General features: G+C 65.1%; 14 protein-coding genes. 7 read left to right on the top strand and 7 right to left on the bottom strand.

Features of this window, described 5'->3' with window-relative positions; all coding sequences use genetic code 11:
* The 6 genes from AC5RV3_RS08500 to AC5RV3_RS08475 form a co-directional block, all read right to left on the bottom strand.
* Positions 1-1,515 (bottom strand): sugar ABC transporter ATP-binding protein, encoded by a 1,515-nt coding sequence (locus AC5RV3_RS08500; RefSeq protein ID WP_494121736.1) that lies wholly within the window; start codon positions 1,513-1,515, stop codon positions 1-3.
* 71 nt (positions 1,516-1,586) lie between these two features.
* Positions 1,587-2,732, bottom strand: a complete 1,146-nt coding sequence (torT, locus tag AC5RV3_RS08495; protein WP_494112961.1) for a TMAO reductase system periplasmic protein TorT — start codon at positions 2,730-2,732, stop codon at positions 1,587-1,589.
* 492 nt (positions 2,733-3,224) lie between these two features.
* Positions 3,225-3,878, bottom strand: coding sequence for a GntR family transcriptional regulator (locus AC5RV3_RS08490; RefSeq protein WP_494113006.1), 654 nt, complete (start codon positions 3,876-3,878; stop codon positions 3,225-3,227).
* Between the two features lie 332 nt (positions 3,879-4,210).
* Positions 4,211-5,701 (bottom strand): NAD-dependent succinate-semialdehyde dehydrogenase, encoded by a 1,491-nt coding sequence (locus AC5RV3_RS08485; protein WP_494121735.1) that lies wholly within the window; start codon positions 5,699-5,701, stop codon positions 4,211-4,213.
* Positions 5,698-8,778, bottom strand: coding sequence for an FAD-binding and (Fe-S)-binding domain-containing protein (locus AC5RV3_RS08480; protein ID WP_494121734.1), 3,081 nt, complete (start codon positions 8,776-8,778; stop codon positions 5,698-5,700). The genes AC5RV3_RS08485 and AC5RV3_RS08480 overlap by 4 nt, the downstream gene beginning before the upstream one ends.
* 7 nt (positions 8,779-8,785) lie before the next feature.
* On the bottom strand, positions 8,786-10,063 hold the full coding sequence (locus tag AC5RV3_RS08475) for an aspartate aminotransferase family protein (protein ID WP_494121733.1): 1,278 nt from the start codon (positions 10,061-10,063) through the stop codon (positions 8,786-8,788).
* A 283-nt stretch (positions 10,064-10,346) separates the two neighbouring features.
* Between AC5RV3_RS08475 and AC5RV3_RS08470 the strand changes: the two genes are divergently transcribed.
* From AC5RV3_RS08470 to AC5RV3_RS08460, 3 genes are all read left to right on the top strand, one after another.
* Positions 10,347-11,303: a TIGR03885 family FMN-dependent LLM class oxidoreductase gene (locus AC5RV3_RS08470; RefSeq protein WP_494121732.1), complete on the top strand. Its 957-nt coding sequence runs from the start codon at positions 10,347-10,349 to the stop codon at positions 11,301-11,303.
* 33 nt (positions 11,304-11,336) lie between these two features.
* A complete protein-coding gene (locus tag AC5RV3_RS08465; RefSeq protein ID WP_494121731.1) occupies positions 11,337-13,025 on the top strand; it encodes an alpha-amylase family protein in 1,689 nt (562 codons plus the stop codon).
* A 366-nt stretch (positions 13,026-13,391) separates the two neighbouring features.
* Positions 13,392-13,679 (top strand): hypothetical protein, encoded by a 288-nt coding sequence (locus AC5RV3_RS08460; protein ID WP_494112967.1) that lies wholly within the window; start codon positions 13,392-13,394, stop codon positions 13,677-13,679.
* 26 nt (positions 13,680-13,705) lie between these two features.
* On the opposite strand, the gene AC5RV3_RS08455 is transcribed toward AC5RV3_RS08460, so the two are convergent.
* Positions 13,706-15,148: an amino acid permease gene (locus tag AC5RV3_RS08455; protein WP_494121730.1), complete on the bottom strand. Its 1,443-nt coding sequence runs from the start codon at positions 15,146-15,148 to the stop codon at positions 13,706-13,708.
* A gap of 190 nt (positions 15,149-15,338) precedes the next feature.
* On the opposite strand from AC5RV3_RS08455, the gene AC5RV3_RS08450 reads away from it, so the two are divergent.
* From AC5RV3_RS08450 to nrfD, 4 genes are all read left to right on the top strand, one after another.
* On the top strand, positions 15,339-15,707 hold the full coding sequence (locus AC5RV3_RS08450; RefSeq protein ID WP_494121729.1) for an iron chaperone: 369 nt from the start codon (positions 15,339-15,341) through the stop codon (positions 15,705-15,707).
* A gap of 102 nt (positions 15,708-15,809) precedes the next feature.
* On the top strand, positions 15,810-19,109 hold the full coding sequence (gene fdh / locus AC5RV3_RS08445; protein WP_494121728.1) for a formate dehydrogenase: 3,300 nt from the start codon (positions 15,810-15,812) through the stop codon (positions 19,107-19,109).
* Positions 19,110-20,108, top strand: coding sequence for a 4Fe-4S dicluster domain-containing protein (locus tag AC5RV3_RS08440; RefSeq protein ID WP_494121727.1), 999 nt, complete (start codon positions 19,110-19,112; stop codon positions 20,106-20,108). It abuts the gene before it with no gap.
* The gene (gene nrfD / locus AC5RV3_RS08435) at positions 20,105-21,187 is read left to right on the top strand and encodes an NrfD/PsrC family molybdoenzyme membrane anchor subunit (protein ID WP_494121726.1); all 1,083 of its coding nucleotides are present in this window, start codon (positions 20,105-20,107) and stop codon (positions 21,185-21,187) included. The genes AC5RV3_RS08440 and nrfD overlap by 4 nt, the downstream gene beginning before the upstream one ends.
* The last annotated feature ends 10 nt before the right edge of the window (positions 21,188-21,197 follow it).

Here is a 21,197-nt window from a genome sequence, read left to right as displayed (position 1 = left end):
CTATGCTGCCGCGCCCGCTGCATGCCCAAAGGCACCAGCAACAACGGCTTCGTTTGTGATCTGGTTTCCAACGAGCTCGACCTGCACCCGCCCCCCGTTCATCACATAGACCCGGTCGGCGAGTCCTACGACCTCCTCAAGATCTGAAGAGATCATCAGGACACCGGCGCCATCGCGGCACAGTTTGCGCAGGTTGGCGTAGATTTCCTGGCGGGCCCCCACATCCACCCCGGATGTAGGTTCGGCTACTACGAAAACGTTGCGCTCGCGGGTCAGGGCACGGGCCAGGACGACCTTTTGTTGGTTGCCGCCGGACAGAGCCCGGACTTCTGCCGTGACGGACCGCGGCCGGATGTCGAGCTTCTTGGCCAAAGCCTGGGCTAGGAGACGGATCTTTGACCCATAAATCAAGCCAAGAGTGTTGTATTTCTTCGCCCGGTTAACTTCAAGTGCAATGTTTTCCTGGACGCTGAGATCGAGCGCGAGAGCTTCCCGCCTGCGGTCCTCTGGCATGAAACCGATACCCGATTGGATCATGTTTCGAGGATTCGGACGAGTATAACTTTTGCCTCCTACCGATACGCGCCAGCTTGAAAGGGGCAGGAGGCCGAGGATGGCCTTGGCGAGTTCGCTTTTCCCCGACCCCACCAGGCCGGCCACAGCGACAATTTCGCCCTGGCACACCCGCACGGATGCCTGAGTGACCTTGCCGTCGGCTGTCGACAGGTCCTCGACCTCCAGCAGAGGTGGGCCGTTCGTTTCCGCCTTATCCGGGTAAACAGCTGCCAGCTCACGGCCGACCATGTCATTAATCAGCTTCTCCTCGGAAAACTCCTCAAGAGTATTCGTCGAAATGAACTGGCCGTCCCGCATCACCGTCACCCGGTCACCCAGGCGCCGGACTTCCTCCATCCGGTGGGTGATATAGAGAAGCGCCCAGCCCTCGTCCCGGAGCCGGTCAATGATCTTGAACAGCCTGTCGGCTTCCCGCTCACTAATCGCAGCCGTTGGCTCATCGAGCAGGAGGATGCCCGGAGTTCCCAAGAGTCCTTTAGTGATCTCAACAAGCTGCTGCTCGGCCCTGGGCAGCGAACCGCACTCCGCCTCCGGATCTATCGCACCCCCGAGCTGTCCGATTTTTTCCCGGGCGACGGCCCTCATTTTCCCATTGTCGACGAGACCGAGTTTTTTCAGCTCACGGCCAAGGAACAGATTCTCGGTCACCGACAGCGTTGGAGCCAAGCTGAAGTCCTGCAGGACGACGTTGATGCCGAGTTTGCGCGCATGGGCCGGCGAATGGTGGACAACTTTGGAACCACGAACCGTGATCGTACCGCTGTCGGGCTGGTAGTTGCCGAGGAGAATGTTGACCAGAGTCGATTTCCCCGCGCCGTTCTCGCCCAGCAGGATGTGGACTTCGCCGGGGTAAAGGTCGAGGGACATGCCGTTAAGGGCCTTTACGGCTCCGAACGTTTTAACGATGTCCCTGAGCGAAACGACCGCTTCCTGCTCCAAACCTGCCTCACTTCCTTCCCATGCCGGTGGTGGTCCACCGGGGGCCGCTGCAGCTTAGCTCCGTCGCCGCATCAGCTCTCCGGTGTCCAGCTCGTGACCGTCTTGAAATCCCGCGGCGCGAACATCTCGGTATAGGGCACGTCGGCGGCATTCTCCTGGGTGATCATCATGGGCACCGGTCCGGAGGTGGGTGCCTGCAGCTCCTCGCCTTCAAGCATGCGGACTGCCTGATCGACCGCCATGCGCCCCTGAATCGTTGTGAAGTCCGTCGGGGAACCTACGGCGTCGCCGGCCACGATAGCGTCGTAAACAGGCGGGATGATGTCGAATGCGTAGACATCGATCTCTCCGGTCTTGTTGGCGCTGCGGACTGCATTCACGCCCGCTTCGGCCGCAATGTCCACTCCCACAATGTGGGTGATATCCGGGTGAATTTTGAGGGTATCCTCGATCAAGTTCTGTTGGATTTCCAAGCCGGGATCAGCGCGGCGCATCTCCGCGATCTCCACATTTGTTCCTTCGATCGTGTCCCGGAAACCCTTGACCGCGGCGTCCGACCATCCGGCGCCCTCGGGTCCAGGGAAGAATCCTACGCTTGCGGGCGACCCCGCAGTGTCCTCGATGATGTACTCAGCCGTCGTCACCGCAAGATCATGGAAGCTCACCAGCGCGTGCGAAAAGAGCGGGTTGTCCTCGGACTCCGGGCAATCGGTTCCATTGATGAAATCCACGACCGGAATCTTCTTCTCCAGCGCGGCGGCAACCTGAGGGCAAACACCCGTAGCGTTAATGGCGCCTAGAATAATGGCGTCATAACCGCCGTTGATACAGTCCTGCATCTGGCTCAGCTGCCTGTCGAGGTTGGTGTAGCCTCCGGCTTCGAACATGCTGTACTCAAGGTTGTCCCGCTGCGCTTCGGTCAGCGTTCCGTAGTTCGTTGCAGCCCAGTATGAGTCCTTCATATGCGGGAACAGAACGCAAAGCTTCCACTGCTCGGATACCTGGTCTTGTGCAATGGGAGTGTAGTCCGATTCCGTAGTCTGACCGTCCGCGGCCGTGTGGATGGCCGGCGCGGTCCAATCCTGTGCCGACCCGGCGTCAGTGGCCCCGCCAGTCTGACCGCTCTCGGAGCCTCCCATAGCCCCGCACCCGGTTACCGCCAAGGTCGCACCCAGCGCAAGCGCTCCGATGGTACTGGCTTTCCTGTTCACCTTCATGTGTCTCTCCCAGCTCGACGTGTGCCGAAGGTCGCACCGCAGATGCCCATCCAGTCGATTGCCTTTTGTACACAATCTGCAGTCGGTGTTGCCAGCATAGTCCGTGAGCTGAATCACATCAACACTTTTGTGCGCTGGCTGCGGGCATTTCCGACTCAGCCGGCTCAGCAGTTGCAGGTAGCACGCCCGGCTGAACGACATACCGGTGACCCGGCGTATCGATGACCACGCGAAGAGCGGTTGATATCTTGGGCTGTCCGCTGGGACGAGGGTGCGGGGGCAACGTTCTGCCCGTGTGCTGGTTGACGGTCCCGAATCTTGGGAAGGCGGGTGGTCGTCGTCCCGACATGATCAAGGGTGCGGTGGCTTGTAGATCCCGCACAGTGCCGGACCACAACTGCGGGAGGCCCGGGCAGAGCAGGCAAGCCTGGGCTTCCCGGATCAGCATTCGCCGATTCACGCCCAAGCAAATCGCCTTGACGCGGAGGATGACTACGGGATCAGCCGCGTCAGTGCGTCCTCCATGTGCTCGGCCATAAGCTTCTCGGCGAGGTTTGAATCTCCCTTGGAGATGGCTTCCGCGATGCCTTTATGTTCGGCGATGCGCCTGTCAGCCGTGTCGTACGTGCTTTTCAGGGCATTGAGACACATCCGCGTCTCAGTAAGGAGAGTGTCGTGCATCTTCTTCAGGCGGGGACTGCCGGCGAGCTCAACCAAGAGGGCATGGAAGCGCATGTCCGCTTGGGTCATAGCTTCGCTGTTTGGGGTTTCCGCCGCGTCCTCCATGGCATGCACAGCTTTCATTAGCTCGGCCGCGTTGCCCTCGGGGTTCGTGCCGGCCACCCGGCGGATGGCGGCAGCCTCCACTGCGGTTCTGGCGAGGTATATATCCCGGAAATCGTCCTCATCCATGGTGACGACGAAGAGGCCCCTGTTTCGGTAGCTAACCAGCAGCCCTTCCTGGGTGAGCCGCTGCATGGCCTCCCGCAGGGGCCCCCGGCTGACTCCCAGTTCTTTAGCAAGCTCGGCTTCACCGAGTTGCATGCCGGGAGCGAAATCACCTCGCGCGATTGCATTGCGGATACGGCGGGCAATAATGGCCGGCGTAGACTCCTGCACGATCGGGTCTAGCACTCCCCTTTTCATCCTGTTTTCCATCCTTGCCGCATCAGCTTCACCAAAATCTGGTTGAGCTCCGAAATTTTCGCTGTCCGTGCCACATGTCTCATGTTGACAATTCAAAAGTTTACTACTCCGCGGGCGTTGGCCTAAAAGCCGCCTGGGATTACATTCTTGGGAGACGATAGTCTCGGTTGTAGGCAACCAGACGGCAGCTATTCCTGCAGCGGTGACACACCTTTCTGCCCATGATGGGCCAACCGGGACAGGAGGCACCATGACAACTGTTGGAATGCTTTACTCCCGGCCATAACGCAGAGAACGAATCGGTCAGAACAACCGTGGTCTTTGCAAAATATCTAGACCCGCGGGATGGCCATGTACTTGATCTCCAAGAATTCATCCAAGCCCACGCGCCCGCCTTCGCGGCCCAGACCGGAGGCCTTGATGCCACCGAACGGCGCCGCCGGGTTGGAAACGATGCCTGTGTTGAGGCCGACCATGCCCACCTCCAAACCCTCACCGACGCGGAGGGCACGGTCCAGGTTTTGGGTGAACACGTAGCTGGCAAGGCCCCACGGGGTGTCATTGGCCAACCTAACCACTTCCTCTTCGGTGTCGAAGGGGATGACGGGAGCCACCGGGCCGAAGATTTCTTCGCTCATCAGCGCCGCGTCGGGGCTGACGTCGGCAAGCACTGTCGGGGAGTAAAAGTAGCCGCTGCCTTCCGGGCGGGAGCCGCCACAGACGACACTGGCTCCCTTCGAAACGGCGTCATCTACGAGCTCTTGGACCTTTTTCAGCGCCTTCTCCTCGACGAGGGGGCCGACGTCGGTGCCGCTCACTGCGCCGTCGCCCACCTTCAGATTGCCCAGTCGCTGCGCGAGGCGGACGGAGAAGTCAGCGGCTACGGAGCGCTGGACGAAGATTCGGTTGGCGGCGGTGCAGGCTTCACCCATGTTCCGCATCTTCGCAGCGAAAGCGCCCTCAACGGCGCGGTCCAAGTCCGCGTCCTCAAAGACAATGAGAGGAGCGTTCCCGCCCAGCTCCATCGAAGTACGCATAACGTTTTTGGCAGCCTGCTCCAGCAAGCGGATCCCCACGGCGGTAGACCCCGTAAAGCTAACCTTGCGGGCAATGCCGCTTTCCATCCATGGGGTGACCACCTCGGAGGCTTTGGAGGTCGTGACCACGTTCAGAACACCCTTGGGCAGGCCAGCCTCCAGCAGGATGCCCGCCAGTGCCAGCGATGACAGGGGGGTGAGGTTGGCCGGTTTGAAGACCATGGTGCAGCCGGCCGCGAGGGCGGGGCCGATCTTCCGGGTGCCCATAGCCAGCGGGAAGTTCCATGGCGTCACCAAGACGCAAGGTCCAACGGGTTCCTTCGAGACGAGGATGCGGTTCTTGCCGTCGCCGGCGGTGGTCAGATCTCCGCCGATGCGGACGGCTTCCTCAGAAAACCAGCGGAAGAACTCGGCGGCGTATGCCACCTCGCCTTTGGCCTCGGCGAGGGGCTTGCCCATCTCCGTGGTCATGATCACCGCCAGTTCGTCTTGACGGCCCATGATGAGGTCGAAGGCGCGACGCAGGATTTCGCTGCGCTCCCGAGGCGCGGTTTGTGCCCACTGTTTCTGTGCTCGGCCGGCGGCTTCGATCGCACGACGTGCGTCTTCGGGGCCCCCGTCAGCCACGCTGGCGATGACTTCCTCGGTGGCAGGATTGATGACATTGAACCGGGCACCGGAAGATGCTTCGGTCCACTCGCCGTCGATATAGAGGTTCGCGCTGACTTTTGCGATGGCCTTGAGCGCCTTTTGCGAAGTCCGGGCGGCGGCTGCCTGAATGCTCATGAGAAATCCTTTTCTTGGTTGGAAGGGAGTGACTGGCGGCTCCGCTGGGAGATCCATGCCGCTTTTTCGCCGGGGTCTAGCAGCTGGGCCAGGTGGCGGCCCGGCCTGGAGCCATCGATCTGATTCACCTGCATGGCGCAGGAGAATCCGTCTGTGAGGATCACCGAATTGGGGTCGGCCTGGCGCACGGCGGGGGCCAGCGCCTGCTCGGCTACCAGCATGCTGACGTCGTAGTGATCCTTCTCAAAGCCGAAGTTGCCCGCCACGCCGCAGCAGCCCGTGGCATCAACCACACTGTCAACGCCCACGGCTCCGAGTGCCGCGCGCTGGACACCGGCTCCGAAGACGGAGTATTCGTGGCAGTGCGTCTGGAGCACCACATGCTCCGGAAGGGGGTGGATCGGCGCTGGTTTCCATCCGGCCCTGGACAGCTCCTCGATGTGCATCGCGAAGCTTCGCACTCGGGCCGCAACCCGGCGGGCCTGTTCCGTGTGGACCAGCTCGGGCAGGTCCTTGCGTAGCGCTGCCGCGCAGCTGGGTTCCACCACCACTATGGGCCGGTCGGTCCTGTCATCCAATGCCACCGCTGCCTTGGCCAGCAGGCCTTTTGCGGTGCCCAGCTGGCCGGTGGAAATCCACGTCAGGCCGCAGCAGGCGTCAGCTGAGCATTCCACGGCGCCCGAGCCGGCCAGAACACGAGCAGCGGAACCGGCCACCTCCGGCCGGAAGCCGCGGGTGAAAGTGTCCACAAAAAGCACCACACCATCGACACCCGGAGCGACGCCGCCGTCGTAGTTGGTTACTGGCCCGATGCCGGCAGCCGCTACTTCGCGACGCCACTCGCCGGCTCCGGCGAAGCGAGGCAGTGCCCGCCGGGTGGTAAGCCCGGCCAGGGCGGAGGCGACCTTGGCCAACGGGGTGGACATCAGGGCGTTGATCAGAGGCGCGGTGCGGCCCGTGATCTTAAGCCAGCGGGGGAGCCAGCCCAGGGAGAAGTGGGACATTGGGCGGAGTTTGCCCTTGTAGTAGTGCGAGAAGAATTCGGACTTATAGGTGGCCATGTCGACGCCCGTGGGGCAGTCGGTGGAGCAGGCCTTGCAGGACAAACATAGATCAAGCGCCTCGCGGACCTCCTCGGACTTCCAGCCTTCCTCCACGGTTCGGGCGCCGCGGACAATGTCCTGGAGCACCCGGGACCGGCCGCGGGTGGAGTCCTTCTCGTCCTTCGTGGCGCGGTAGCTGGGGCACATCACGCCACCCGCGTCCGTGCGGCAGCGGCCCACGCCTATGCAGCTTTGAAGCGCGTGGACCCACGGGTCCGTACCGCTGCCGGTGGAGGTCTCGGGCCTGTCGGTTTCGGCGGTCGATCCGCCACCGGCCGCGATCGGGCGCAGGTCGAAGCTGGTCCGCCACTGCTGCTCGGGAATGCCTTCGAGCGCCAGGTTGAGGTCCATGGGATCAGGCTCGGTAAGGGAACCGGGATTGAGGATTTTTGCAGGGTCCCAGGTGCGCCGGAACGTGGCGAAGGCCGCCAGCATGCGCGGGGAGTACATCAGGGGCAGCAGTTCCGAGCGTGCCCTGCCGTCGCCGTGCTCGCCGGAGAGCGAACCGCCGTGGCGGACCACCAGTTGGGCAGCTTCTTTTGTGAAGTCGCGGAAGACGCCTCGGCCGGCTTGGGTGCGCAGGTCGTAGGTGATCCGGATGTGCATGCAGCCGGCGCCGAAGTGTCCGTACATGACGCCCGTCAGGTCATGGCGGCCCAAAAGGTCGCGGAAGTCTGAAAGGTAGTTCGCGAGGTTCTCGGGAGCGACTGCAGAGTCCTCCCATCCGGGCCAGGATTCTCCGCCGGTGGCGAGCCGGGCGGAGAGCCCGGCGCCGTCCTCGCGGACCCGCCAAAGCACGGCTCGTTCCTGCAGGTCCGGCACGGTGTGCCCATCCACCAACCGACCGTTTTCCCTGAGCCGGGCCAGCAGCCGGTCAGCTTCTGCCCGGACCTGGCCCGCATCCCCTCCGTCGAGGTCCACGTACAGCCAGGCGTTGCCTTCGGGCAAACCCGTTACCGAGCCCTTGCCGCGGCGGAAGCGCATGGTGTCCACGATCGCCTCGTCAATACCTTCGACGGCAGCCGGGGAGAACTCCAAGATGGTCATGATGTCCCGTGCCGCGTCGACCACGTCCGCATAACCCAGGCACACCAGCAGGGCACTGGCCGGCTTGGGCACCAGCTTCATCCGGGCGCCGACTATGATGGCGCAGGTTCCCTCGGAACCCGCGAGTGCGCGGGCCATGTTGAACCCGTTTTCCGGCAGCAAATGAGCCAGGTGGTAACCGGAGACTTGACGCTGGATCCGTTCGAGTTCCAGGCGAAACTCGTACAGGTGACTGCGGGCCAAGTCTGTGCAGGAGGCGGTCAGCGCACCCGCACGGGCTGCGGAGTCAGCGTCGTCAGGATCGGTGGCACGCAGCCCCGTAGCCGTGGCCGTGAGGCGGGCTCCGTCGGAAGTGACGACGTCGATCTCCACTACGTGGTCGGATATCCGGCCATAGCGAACGGAGTGGTTGCCGCACGCATCATTGCCAAGCGAACCGCCCACCGTGGCACGGTTCTTGGACGACGGGTCCGGGGCGAAGGTGAAGCGGTTGCCGGTGGCCCTCTCCACCTCGCGGGAAAGGACGGCGAGCACCACGCCGGGGTCAACGGCCACGGTGCCGGTTAGCTCGTCGATCTCATGGACCGCGTTCATGTGCCGGGAAAAGTCAAGTATCACGCCCGGACCCATGGCGTTGCCCGCCATGGACGTCCCGCCGCCGCGCCCGATCAGCGGCGTTGCCGTTTCCCGGCAGGCGGCAACAACCGCGAGCACGTCCTCGACCGTCCGGGGGAACACCACGGCAAGCGGGGCCACCCGGTAATTGGAAGCGTCATAGGAGTATTCCGCGAGGCGGCGCGGCGAGCTGTCGGCGGCCACGCCTGCCGATGCCAGGCATGCAAGCACGGCAGGGATACCGGCATCCGGAGCGCCTGTCCTGGTGGTGCCCGTTGCTCGGGCTGCTGGGGAGGGAACAGCATCCTGCATGGTGGGCTCAAAACTCGGCGGAAACAGCTGCGGCTGGGGCGACGGTGTTGATGGCGTTTTCGACGCGTTCGAGGCCGGTGGTGATTTCTTCGGCGGTGACGGTGAGGGCGGGGATGAGGCGGACGACGTTGGCTGCGGGGCCGCAGGTGAGGGTAAGCAGGCCGTGGTTGGTGGTGGCCTGCTGGACCGCTGCTGCAGTGGCGGCATTGGGGGCGCCGTCTTCGGTGGTGAATTCGATGCCTTGCATCAGGCCTTTGCCGCGGACGTCGCCAATGACGGGGAAGCGGACCTGGATTTCTTCAAGTCCGGTCTGGAGCTGCTCGCCGCGGATCTGTGAGTTCTCCACCAGCCCTTCGTCACGGATGACATCGAGGGTGGCGACGCCAGCGGCGGCAGAGACCGCATTCCCGCCGTAGGTTCCGCCCTGAGACCCGGGCCAGCCCTTTGACATCAGTTCGGTGGAGGCGGCGATTGCGGAGATCGGAAAGCCGGAAGCGATGCCCTTGGCGGTGATGAGGATGTCCGGGGTGGCGGTGGAGTACTGGTGTCCCCAGAACTTTCCCATCCGGCCTACGCCTGTCTGGACTTCGTCGAAGATCAGCTGGATGCCGTGCCGGTCGGCCCGTTCGCGCAGTCCCTCCTGGAACGCCGCCGGGGTGGGCAGGTACCCGCCCTCCCCGAGTGCCGGTTCGATCAGGAATGCTGCAGTATCGTTGGGCGCGGTACGGGTCTGGAGCAGGTAGTCCAGTTCCTTCAATGCGAATTCCACTGCCGCCACCTCATCCAAGCCGTACCGGTAGGCATACGGGAAAACGGACATGTGCACCCCGGACATCAGCGGGGAGAACCCTGCGGAGAACTTCGTTCCGGCAGTGGTCAGCGACGCCGTCGCAACCGTCCGACCATGGAAACCGCCCTGGAACACTACAATGTTCGGCCGGCCCGTAGCCATTCTGGCCAAACGGATCGCAGCCTCAACCGCCTCCGACCCGGAATTGGCGTAAAACACCGAATCCAAGCCTTCGGGCAGTACCTCTCCAAGCTTCTCGGTCAGCGCCAGCAGGGGCTTGTGCATCACGGTGGTGTACTGCGCGTGGATAATTTTCCCCACCTGATCGCGGGCAGCCTCCACTACCCGCGGATGGCAATGACCCGTGCTCGTCACACCGATGCCGGTAGTGAAATCAAGATACGACTTTCCATCAGTGGCGTGTATCCAGCTGCCCAGGGCGTGATCAACCACCAATGGGGTCGCCTGCTTTAACAGAGGGCTGAGGGAAGTCATGCGCCTATGATGGCGGCCGGTCGGTCTATTGTCAACAATCGGTTGATCCGGACATCGCGCCGCGTATCTGAGATACCTGCCTCGTTGAGGCCGGCCGGTAATGCGTGCGGCTCACGCTTTCGCTTGCAGACGGCGAAGTTTGCCCGCCGCCCTCGGACTGCAGATCACGCCAGAGGTGGGTGCATTCGCGCCCCTGCCCGGTTTCCCTCGAGACGAGGGCAGAACCAGACATGGGGACCGCCCGTGCCTCGACAACCCGCGGAGGCACGGTAAGGATGGAGGGGTGCCTGTCATCGGATTCCATGCATCCCACGAACAGATTTCGCCCGCCCAGTTGCTGCAGGACGTGAAACTGGCAGAGGAAGCGGGCTTCGACGCCGCCATGTGCTCGGACCACATCGAGCCGTGGTCCGCGCGCCAGGGACATTCCGGCTTCGCCTGGTCCTGGCTCGGTGCGGCGCTGGCCACGACCGCGCTGCGCTTCGGCGTCGTCACCGCTCCCGGCCAGCGCTACCATCCGGCGATCATTGCGCACGCCGCGGCCACCCTGGCCGTCATGTTTCCGGGGCGGTTCTGGATGGCGCCGGGCAGCGGCGAGAACTCCAACGAGCACATCACGGGCGACGGGTGGCCCTCCAAGGACGTGCGCCAGCAGCGGCTGGAGGAGTCCGTGGAGGTGATCCGCCGCCTGCACGACGGCGAGGAGGTCACCCACCGCGGACTGGTCACCGTGGAGCACGCCCGGATTTGGGAGGTGCCGGAGCCCAAGCCTGAGCTGATCGCTCCCGCCATCAGCGTGGAGACCGCCCGCCGCGCCGCGCGCTGGGCGGACGGGCTGATCACCGTCAACCAGCCGCCGGAGCTGCTCAGGAAAGTCCTTGCCGCCTACCGGGACAATGGCGGCCGCGGGAAGGCCGCGCTCCAGGTGCACCTGTCCTGGGCGCCGTCGGAGGAGGCCGCCGTCGAAATCGGCTTGGACCAGTGGCGCTCCAACACGTTCGCCCCGCACGTGGCCGCGGACCTTGCCACGGCCGGCCACTTCGACGCCGTGAGCGAGCACGTCGGCGAGGACCAGTTGCGCAAGGCGGTCAACGTGTCGGCCAGCACGGGCCGGCATGTGGAGTGGCTCCAGGAGTACCTGGACCTGGGCTTCGACGAGCTGTACCTGCACTTCGTGGGCCAGGAGCAGCGGCCCTTCATCGAGACGTTCGCCGGCGAGGTCCTGCCGAAGCTGCGCTGACGGACCGCCCGGACGGAAAGTGAGGAGAAGCCCGTGAGGATTACCGACACTTCCGACCTGTGGTGGAAGACAGCCGTTGTCTACTGCCTGGACGTGGAGACGTACTTCGATTCCGACGGCGACGGCGTGGGGGACTTCGCCGGCCTGGCCCAGCGCGTGGACTACCTGGCCGAACTGGGCGTCACCTGCATCTGGCTGATGCCCTTTTATCCGACGCCCGAGCGTGACGACGGCTACGACGTCATGGACTTCTACGGCGTGGACCGGCGGCTGGGGGACCATGGGGACCTGGTGGAGTTCCTGCGCACGGCCCGCGACCGCGGCATGCGGGTCATCGCGGACCTGGTGGTCAACCACACCTCCGACCAGCATCCATGGTTCCAGTCCGCGCGCCAGTCAACAGACAGTCCTTACCGGGACTACTACGTGTGGCGGTCCGACCCGCCGCCGGACACCTCCCAGGAGGTTGTGTTCCCGGACCAGGAGCAGTCCATCTGGACCAAGGACAAGCCCACGGGGGAGTGGTACCTGCACCGCTTCTACAGGCATCAGCCGGACCTGAACGTGACCAACCCCGAGGTCAGGAACCATATCGCCAAGGCCATGGGCTTCTGGCTGGAGCTGGGGCTTGACGGTTTTCGGGTGGACGCGGTGCCCTTCTTCCTTGAAACCACGGGGCAGGACGGGTCCGGGCTGCCGGATCCGCACGAGTTCCTGCGGGACCTTCGCCGTTTCCTGAGCCGCCGCCGGGGCCGCGGAATTCTGCTGGGCGAGGTCAACCTGCCCTACGAGGACCAGCTGACCTTCTTCGGCGGCAGCGACGGCGACGAACTGAACGTGATGTTCGACTTCATCGGCATGCAGAACATGTACCTCTCCTTGGCCCGGCAGGACGCGGGCCCGCTGGCGAAGGCCCTGCAGGGCAGGCCGGCCACCAACCCGGACAACCAGTGGGCTACCTTCGTGCGCAACCACGACGAGCTGACGCTGGACAAGCTCACCGAGGAGGAGCGCCAGGAGGTCTTCGCGGCCTTCGGGCCCGAGGAACAGATGCAGCTTTACGGCCGCGGACTCAAGCGCCGCCTGCCCCCGATGCTGGGCGGGGACCCGCGCCGGATCAGGATGGTGTATTCGCTCCTGTTTTCCCTGCCCGGCACCCCGGTGCTGTACTACGGCGAGGAGATCGGCATGGGGGAGAACCTGGACGCGGAAGGCCGCTTGGCCGTCCGCACTCCCATGCAGTGGACGAATGGTCCGAACGCGGGCTTCTCCACCGCGGAGTCCGGACAGCTAATCTCGCCGATGGTGGACGGGGGCTTCGGCCCGCAGTCCGTCAACGCCGCCCAGGCCAAACGGGATGCGGATTCGCTGTGGAACTTCATGGCTACGCTGATCAAACGCTACCGGGAGTGCCCGGAACTGGGCTGGGGGCACTTCGAGATCCTCGCGCAGCCGGAAAAGTCCGTGCTGGCCCATCGCTGCACCTGGGAGGAGTCCAGCATGGTCCTGCTGCATAACCTCTCGCCCGATCCGGTCACCGTCGCGCTGGACCTCGCCACGGAGGACCGGCCGGCGGAGATGCTCCGGGCCGTGCTGCTGCTGGACCTGCTGGGCGACGCGGACGTGAAAATCGCCGAGGACGGCACCTGCACCCTGCCCCTCGAGGGGTTCGGCTACAGGTGGCTGCGCCTGCAGCATCCCGAGGACCGGCGGCTTCCGTAGGCAGGCGTGAAGGACGACGGCGCGACGCCCTGACCGGGCACGGCACGGTTACGGCGTCCCGGCGGCTGGAGGCAGCCAAGGACAGCGGTGCGGGAAGGCGTCGGCGCCCACTGCTTCAGGGTTCAAACACCATCCGTTGTACTAGGCCCACTTGACCATTCTGCGACTGCAAGTAGACCTACCGCTCACGAAGGGCGGGCATTATTGTCGAGTCCCGGTATTGTCCGCAGGCGCTGAGGGGTGCCTACTGGTGGGAGGAGCCCGAACCAGCGGATGGCTTGCCGAGAGGTTGTGTCCACCCTCGAAATTGCGCCTGTAACAAGCAGCGGCAGGCGAGGCTCCAGCTAATAAACCATGGGAGGCAACATGTTCGCTCGAGTCAGCACTTACCGAGGCAGCCAGGACACTTCCAGCGGGCCCCCGGAGGAGCTCGTCAAACGGGTGCTGGAACTCCCCGGCTGCCGAGGCTTCTATTTCCTGAATGGGAAGGGGAATGGCAAATCCCTATCCATCGCGCTATACGACACCGAAGAAAACCTGGCTGCAAGCAAGGAAAAGGCGAAAAGTCTCCGCTCTGAGGCAAGCAACTCCCTAGCGTTGGAGATCCTCGAAGTCGAAGAGTACGAAGTCGCCACCGCCGAGCTCAACGACTAAGCGCATGCATACAGGCGGTCGGATGATCAGGGTCCGGCCCGGTGGCGCGGGCTGTTCGGGTTCATGAGTGAGTGCTTGCGGCTGTACAGCAAGTAGATAACCAGGCCGATGATCAGCCAGATCAGGAAGCGCACCCAGGTTTCCCAGTCCAGCTGCAGCATCAGGAACCCCGAGGCCAAGACACCGAAGGCGGGGACCACCGGCATCCACGGCAGCCGGAAGGTCCGCGGTACTTCCGGCCGGGTGCGCCGCAGCACGATCACGGCGACGCAGACCACCACGAAGGCGGCCAAGATGCCGATGTTGGTCAGGTCAGCCACGGCACGGATGGGGAACACCCCGGCCAGCAGCGCTGACGCGATGCCGGCGATCCACGTCACCCGCTGCGGGGTGCCGTGCCGGTCCGTCGCCGCGAACCAGCCCGGCAGCAGCCCGTCGCGGCTCATCGAGAACCACACCCGGGTCACGCCCAGCAGGAAGGTGAGCATCACGGTCAGGATCGAAACAACGGCGAAGGCGGCAATGATCGTGGCCACGACGGGCAGCCCGACGGACTCGAAGGCGGACGCGAACCCCGCGGTGGGGCTGATGTCCGTGTAGTTCTGCATGCCGGTCAGCACCAGGGTGGCCAGCACATAGAGCGTCATCGCGATGGCCAGCGACAGCAGGATCGCCTTCGGCATGTGCTTCTTGCCGTCTACGGATTCCTCCGCCGCCGTGCTCATCGCGTCATAGCCAAACACCGCGAAGAATACGGTGGCGGCTCCGGCCAGCACCGGACCGAATCCGGAGGGCATGAACGGGTTGTAGTTGCCCGGATTCACGAAAAAGAACCCCAGCCCGATGATGAAGAGGATTAACAGGATCTTCAGCCCCACCGCTATCAGTTCGAACCGGCCGAACGTGCGGGTCCCGCGGCTGAGGATCCAGGTGATCAGCAGGCAGACCACGATGGCCGGCAGGTTGACCACGCCGCCCTCGACCGTGTCGGCGGTGCCCTCCATCCACGCCGGGACCTGGACGCCGATGCCCTCCATAAAGGCGCTGAAATAGCCCGAGATGCCAATGGCGACGACGGCGACGATGGCCGTATATTCCAGCAGCAGGTCCCAGCCGATAAACCAGCCGATGACCTCCCCCAGGGCCACATAGCCATAGGTGTAGGCCGAGCCGGCAAACGGGATCATGCCCGCGAATTCCGCATACGACAGGGCCGCCGCCGCGCTGGCCAGGCCCGCAATGAGGAAGGAAATGAGCACCGCCGGGCCGACCGGAGCCGCGTCAGCGCCGCCGTTGGCCACCAGCCCGGCCAACGTGAAAATGCCGATGCCGATGATCCCGCCAACGCCGATCGCGGTCAGCTGCCACACGCCCAGGCTTTTGGACAGATGGCTTTCCCCGCTCTCCTCCACCAGCTCCGTGATCGGCTTGCGCCTGAGGAGGGATTGGGAACCGCTCCAAGTAGCCATGCCAGACTCCGATGTTCGCGCCTGCATCTGCGGCCGGAGCCTGCGCCAAGGGCGGCTCCGCCCTGCCGATGCCCCGTACGTGACCGAGTATGGACCGCGCGCTGCCTGCAGGGAATACCTAACCGGCCCTAACGCGCCAAACCGGCAAACACCGGCCCCGTTCCGGCCCGTGGCGAGGTAGCTTCGAGGCATGGACAAGCCGAAGACCGTGGACGAGTACCTGGCGGCGTTCCCTGCAGACGCCCGCACGCTGCTGGAAGAGCTGCGGGCGCTGAGCCGGGGGCAGGTCCCGGAAGCCGTAGAGTCCTTAAAGTGGGGTTCGCCGGCCTACTCTCTCGACGGGACCATCATGTTCGTTTTCGCCGGGTACGGCCAGCACGCGAACATCGTTTTCACTCCCAGCACCCGAACGGCGTTCGCCGACGAACTGGCGGACTTCCGGACCGGCAAGGGGTCGGTACAGCTGCCCTACACGCAGCCTGTTCCCGCGGAGCTGCTGGGGAGGATGATCGCCCACCGCCTCCGGGAGTTCCGGGAAGACGGTGTCCTGTGGATGTAGGGCCGCGCGTGCCCGCCGTCCTCCACCGCCACATCGGGTGACCGCCATCCTCCGGCGTCGTTTCCCCTGTTGTCCGTGAAATCGATGGGCTAGGGTGGGCCCATGTCGCGGTTCAGCTTCCTGGAGTGGCCGGTTGTACGGCAGCTTCGCACGAGTGATTCACTCGGGCGGGGCGAGGCCGTGACATCGCGGCGGACCCGTGAGATCGCTCCCCGGACGTCCACCGCCGACCGCGTCGTGCAAAGCGTGTGTCCCTACTGCGCGGTGGGGTGCGGCCAGCGTGTGTTCGTCAAGGACGAAAAGGTTGTCCAGATCGAGGGCGACCCGGATTCACCGATCTCCCGAGGCCGGCTCTGCCCCAAAGGATCCGCCAGCGAGCAACTGGTCAACGCGCCCGGCCGGCAGACGAAAGTGCTCTACCGGGCTCCATATGCCAAGGACTGGAAGCACCTGGACCTGGACACTGCCATCGAGATGGTGGCCGACAGGTTCCTCGAAGCACGCCGGAACACCTGGCAGCAGAACGATGAGCACGGCCGGCCGCTGCGCCGGACCATGGGGATCGCCGGGCTCGGCGGGGCAACCCTGGATAACGAAGAGAACTATCTGATCAAGAAGCTCTTCACCGCAGCGGGCGCCATCCAGCTCGAGAACCAAGCACGCATTTGACACTCCGCAACGGTTCCCAGTTTGGGAACCTCGTTTGGACGCGGCGGCGCGACGCAATCGCTGCAGGACATGGCCAACGCCGACTGCATTGTCATTCAGGGCTCCAACATGGCCGAATGCCATCCCGTGGGCTACCAGTGGGTGACGGAAGCCAAGGCCCGCGGCGCGAAGGTCATCCACGTGGATCCGCGGTTCACCCGCACGAGCGCGGTGGCGGACCGGCACGTGCCCATCCGGGCCGGCTCGGACATCGTGCTTCTGGGCGCCCTGATCAATTACGTGATCAGCAACGATTTGTGGTTCGAAGACTACGTTCGTGCCTATACCAATGCGGCGACCCTGGTGAACAAAGACTTCCGTGACACCGAGGACTTGGACGGGCTGTTCTCCGGATTCGATCCCGAAACGGGCCAGTACGACCTCGCGTCCTGGGCCTACGAACGGAAGTCGGAAGCAGGAGAATCCGGCGGCTACGAACACGGCGCCGATACCTCGGAACGGGCAGCAGGGCACCAGTACGGCAGCGGAGGGCCGACCCTGGCCCACCCTGATTTCGAGCAGGACCCCACGCTCGAGCACCCGCGGTCGGTGTTCCAGATCCTGAAACGGCACTATGCGCGCTACACCCCGGAGATGGTCCGGGATGCCTGCGGCATCTCCCTGGAGGATTTCGACTACCTGGCGCGGGCAGTGACGGAGAACTCCGGCCGCGAACGGACCACGTGCTTCGCGTATTCCGTCGGCTGGACCCAGCACACCGTGGGCGCGCAGTACATCCGGACCGCCGCGATCCTGCAGCTCCTGCTGGGCAACATGGGGCGGCCGGGCGGGGGAATCATGGCGCTGCGCGGCCATGCCAGCATCCAAGGCTCCACCGACATCCCCACCCTGTTCAACCTGTTGCCCGGCTACCTCCCCATGCCGATGGCCGAGCTGGAGACGTTGCAGGATTACCTCGGCGCCATCGCGTCGCCGGACCAAAAGGGCTACTGGGCCGACGCCGATGCCTACACCATCAGCCTGCTCAAGGCCTGGTGGGGCGATGCGGCCCACGAGGACTCGGATTGGGGCTACGGCTACCTTCCTCGCATCAACGGCCCGCACGGGACCTACCAGACCGTCATGGGCATGCTCGACGACAAGGTCGAGGGCTACTTCCTCTTCGGCCAGAACCCGGCGGTCGGATCCGCCAACGGCCGCATGCAGCGTCTTGGCATGTCCCACCTGAAATGGCTGGTGGTGCGCGATTTGAACCTCATTGAATCGGCGACGTGGTGGAAGGACGGTCCCGAGATCGCCACGGGCGAGCTGCGGACCGAGGACATCGGCACCGAAGTCTTCTTTCTGCCGGCGGCGACCCATGTGGAAAAGGCCGGAACCTTCACGCAGACCCAGCGGCTGCTGCAGTGGCGGCACCAGGCGATCCAGCCGCCGGGAGACTGCCAGAGCGAGCTGCACTTCTTCTACGAGCTGGGCAAACGCCTCCGGGCAAAGCTGGCGGATTCGACCGATGAACGGGACCGGCCGCTGCTGGACTTGACGTGGGACTATCCCACCGACGAACACGGCGACCCCGAAGCTGAGGCGGTACTCGCCGAAATCAACGGCCGGCACCTCACCGGCCCCCGGGCCGGTCGGCCCCTCTCGTCGTACACGGAGATGCGACCCGATGGCTCGACCGCGGGCGGATGCTGGATTTATACGGGTGTGTACGCCGACGGCATCAACCACGCGGCCGACCGCAAGCCCGGGCACGAACAAGGACCGGTCGCCGCCGAGTGGGGATGGGCATGGCCGGCGAACCGGCGGATTCTCTACAACCGCGCATCGGCGGACCCCGACGGCAAGCCCTGGAGCGAGCGCAAGAAGTACATCTGGTGGGATCGGGAGCAGAACCGGTGGACGGGGGAGGACGTCCCCGACTTCCCGCTGGACCGCGCTCCGGGAAGCAGGCCGGATCCAACGGCTGGCGGCGCCGCCGCGCTGGCGGGAGACGACCCCTTCATCATGCAGGCCGACGGCAAGGGGTGGCTGTTCGCGCCCAAGGGAATGGTGGACGGGCCGCTGCCGACCCACTACGAGCCGCAGGAGTCTCCGGTTGCCAACCCGCTCTACCGGCAGCAGCAGAACCCGGCCAGGATCACCTTCCCCCGCGCAGACAATCTCAGTGCGCCGAGCGCCAATGTGCGGGGTTCGGACATCTACCCTTACGTGTTCACCACGTATCGGTTGACGGAGCACCACACGGCCGGCGGGATGAGCCGGTGGCTGCCGTACCTCTCCGAGCTCCAGCCGGAGATGTTCTGCGAAGTGTCGCCGGAGTTGGCGGCCGAACGGGGACTGGAACCCTACGGTTGGGCGACGATCGTCTCACCACGGGCAGCCATCGAGGCCAAGGTCCTCGTGACCGAACGGATGAAGCCGCTGGTCGTGGGCGGGCGCACCGTGCACCAGATCGGGGTGCCCTACCACTGGGGCGTCGGACAGGAGGCAGTCATTAGCGGGGACGCAGCCAACGATTTGCTGGGTGTGACACTCGACCCGAATGTGCAGATCCAGGAATCCAAGGTCGGATCCTGCGACATCCTCCCGGGCCGGCGGCCACAGGGTCGGGAACTGCTCTCCCTGGTCGCCGACTACCAGTCCCGCGCCGGGGTGACGCCCGGGACCGGCAGTGACAAGATCACCGACCCCGGGCATGTCTCGGGTGACGACACGACGAGGGAAGGCTAAATGAAACGGCTGACCGAAGCGCCCGGCCATCTTGCGCACAGCGGACACCCGCGAAAGGGCTTCTTCACGGACACCTCGATCTGCATCGGCTGCAAGGCCTGCGAGGTGGCCTGCAAGGAATGGAACCGCAATCCCGCCGACCCGCAGCACGAGCTGCTGCAATCCTCCTACGACAACACCGGCGCGCTGGGAGCCGACACGTGGCGCCATGTCGCCTTCGTCGAGCAGGACCGCGGGCGGATCGAACAGGCACGCGACTCCGGACGCGCCCTCGTCAGCCTCGGCATGCCCGGTATCGGACCGCCGGGAAGCCCGGATGCAGTAGCGAAGCCATCCGGCGTGGATACGACGCCCCCCGATACGCCCGATTTTCGCTGGCTGATGTCCTCGGATGTGTGCAAGCACTGCACCAACGCCGGGTGCCTGGATGTGTGCCCCACCGGTGCGCTGTTCCGCACAGAGCACGGCGCGGTGGTGGTGCAGGACGACGTCTGCAACGGCTGCGGCACCTGCGTGGCAGGGTGCCCGTTCGGCGTGATCGAACGGCGCAGCGACGGCACGGCAGGACCGAAGACACAGCGTGACTTCACCCCGGGCCAACAGGCCCCGACCCGCAACGTCGGCGTCGCCCAGAAATGCACTCTGTGCTATGACCGGCTTACCGACGGGCAGACGCCCGCCTGCGCCCAGGCCTGCCCCACGACGTCGATAAAGTACGGCGAGCGCGAGGAATTGGTGGCCACCGCGAAGCAGCGTGTTGCCGAACTGCACTCGCAGGGGCTGACCGAGGCACGCCTCTACGGGGCCAACGATTCCGACGGCGTCGGCGGCACCGGTTCGGTGTTCCTGTTGCTTGACGAACCCGAGGTGTACGGACTGCCGCCGGACCCGCGGGTGCCCACGGCGGACCTGCCGCGCATGTTCAAGCGGGCGGGCATCGCCGCGGCCGGCATGCTGGCGGCGGCCGCGGCCGCCTTCCTGACGGGAGGCCGCGCGTGACCGTCTCCGACTTCGACAGCTACCGCCCGCCCGAACCGCCGCGCCGGGCCTGGCGGGGAGGCAAGCGGCGCCGCGCCGGAACCGGGGACGGCTCGGGCGAGATGCCGGTGGTTCCGGAGGCAGAGTTCGCCTCCTACTACGGCCGGCCCGTGGTCAAGCCGCCGCCTTGGGGAGACCCGATAGCCATCTACCTCTTCCTGGGCGGCGTGGCCGGCGGCTCGGCGCTGCTCGGACTCGGCGGGCAGCTGACTGGCAGGCGTGCGCTGTGCCGCAACAGCCGCCTGTCCGCCCTCACGGCAGTCGGGCTCGGTGCCGCCGCGCTGGTCGAAGACCTGGGCCGGCCCGAGCGGTTCCTCAACATGCTGCGCACCATCAAGCCCACCTCGCCCATGAGCCTGGGCTCCTGGATCCTTGCCGCGTTCAGCGCTGGTGCCGGGATCTCGGCTGCTTCCGAGATCGACCGCCTGACCGGCTCCCGGCTTCCGCTGGGGCCGCTGCGCCCGGTGCTGCGCGCGCTTGAGGGGCCGGCGGGCGCAGAGGCCGCGCTCTTCGCGGCACCGCTCTCCGCATACACCGCTGTTCTCCTGTCGGACACCGCGAACCCGACCTGGAACGCGGGGCGTGACAACCTGCCCTTCGTCTTCGTCAGTTCCGCGAGCCTGGCCGCGGCCGGTCTGGCCATGATCACGACCCCCGTCGACGAAGCCGGGCCCGCCCGGGCGCTCGCGGTCCTCGGCGTGGCCGGTGATGTGATCGCCACTCGGGCCTTGGAGAACGGCATGGACCCGGTGGAAGCCGAACTCCTCCGCGAGGGTGCTCCCGGGCAAATGCTCAAGTGGAGCCAGCGGCTGGCCGTCGCCGCCGGTGTCGGGGTGCTCGCCGGTGGCAGAAACAGGCTGACGGCGGCGGCCTGCGGCACGGCGCTACTGACCGCCTCGGCGCTGACGCGGTTCGGCATCCTGCGCGCCGGCATCCGCTCGACCGAGGACCCCCGCTACACGATCGAACCGCAGAGAAAGCGGCTCGCAGCCCGGCGCCGCGCGGGCACCGTCCACGATTCGATCACGACCGCCGGATAAGCCGGCCGGC

It is taken from the genome of Arthrobacter sp. Y3221114 (assembly GCF_059092625.1).
The sequence above is the reverse complement of the archived record's forward strand: the minus strand, read 5'-3'. Positions and strand labels throughout refer to the sequence as shown.

What these genes read in the sequence shown, in the direction of transcription:
- AC5RV3_RS08440 (WP_494121727.1), top strand. Translation starts at nt 19,110, where the DNA reads ATGAAACGGCTGACCGAAGCGCCCGGCCATCTTGCGCACAGCGGACAC.
- AC5RV3_RS08455 (WP_494121730.1), bottom strand. Translation starts at nt 15,148, where the DNA reads ATGGCTACTTGGAGCGGTTCCCAATCCCTCCTCAGGCGCAAGCCGATC.
- AC5RV3_RS08460 (WP_494112967.1), top strand. Translation starts at nt 13,392, where the DNA reads ATGTTCGCTCGAGTCAGCACTTACCGAGGCAGCCAGGACACTTCCAGC.
- AC5RV3_RS08475 (WP_494121733.1), bottom strand. Translation starts at nt 10,063, where the DNA reads ATGACTTCCCTCAGCCCTCTGTTAAAGCAGGCGACCCCATTGGTGGTT.
- AC5RV3_RS08485 (WP_494121735.1), bottom strand. Translation starts at nt 5,701, where the DNA reads ATGAGCATTCAGGCAGCCGCCGCCCGGACTTCGCAAAAGGCGCTCAAG.
- AC5RV3_RS08480 (WP_494121734.1), bottom strand. Translation starts at nt 8,778, where the DNA reads ATGCAGGATGCTGTTCCCTCCCCAGCAGCCCGAGCAACGGGCACCACC.
- AC5RV3_RS08490 (WP_494113006.1), bottom strand. Translation starts at nt 3,878, where the DNA reads ATGAAAAGGGGAGTGCTAGACCCGATCGTGCAGGAGTCTACGCCGGCC.
- AC5RV3_RS08450 (WP_494121729.1), top strand. Translation starts at nt 15,339, where the DNA reads ATGGACAAGCCGAAGACCGTGGACGAGTACCTGGCGGCGTTCCCTGCA.
- torT (WP_494112961.1), bottom strand. Translation starts at nt 2,732, where the DNA reads ATGAAGGTGAACAGGAAAGCCAGTACCATCGGAGCGCTTGCGCTGGGT.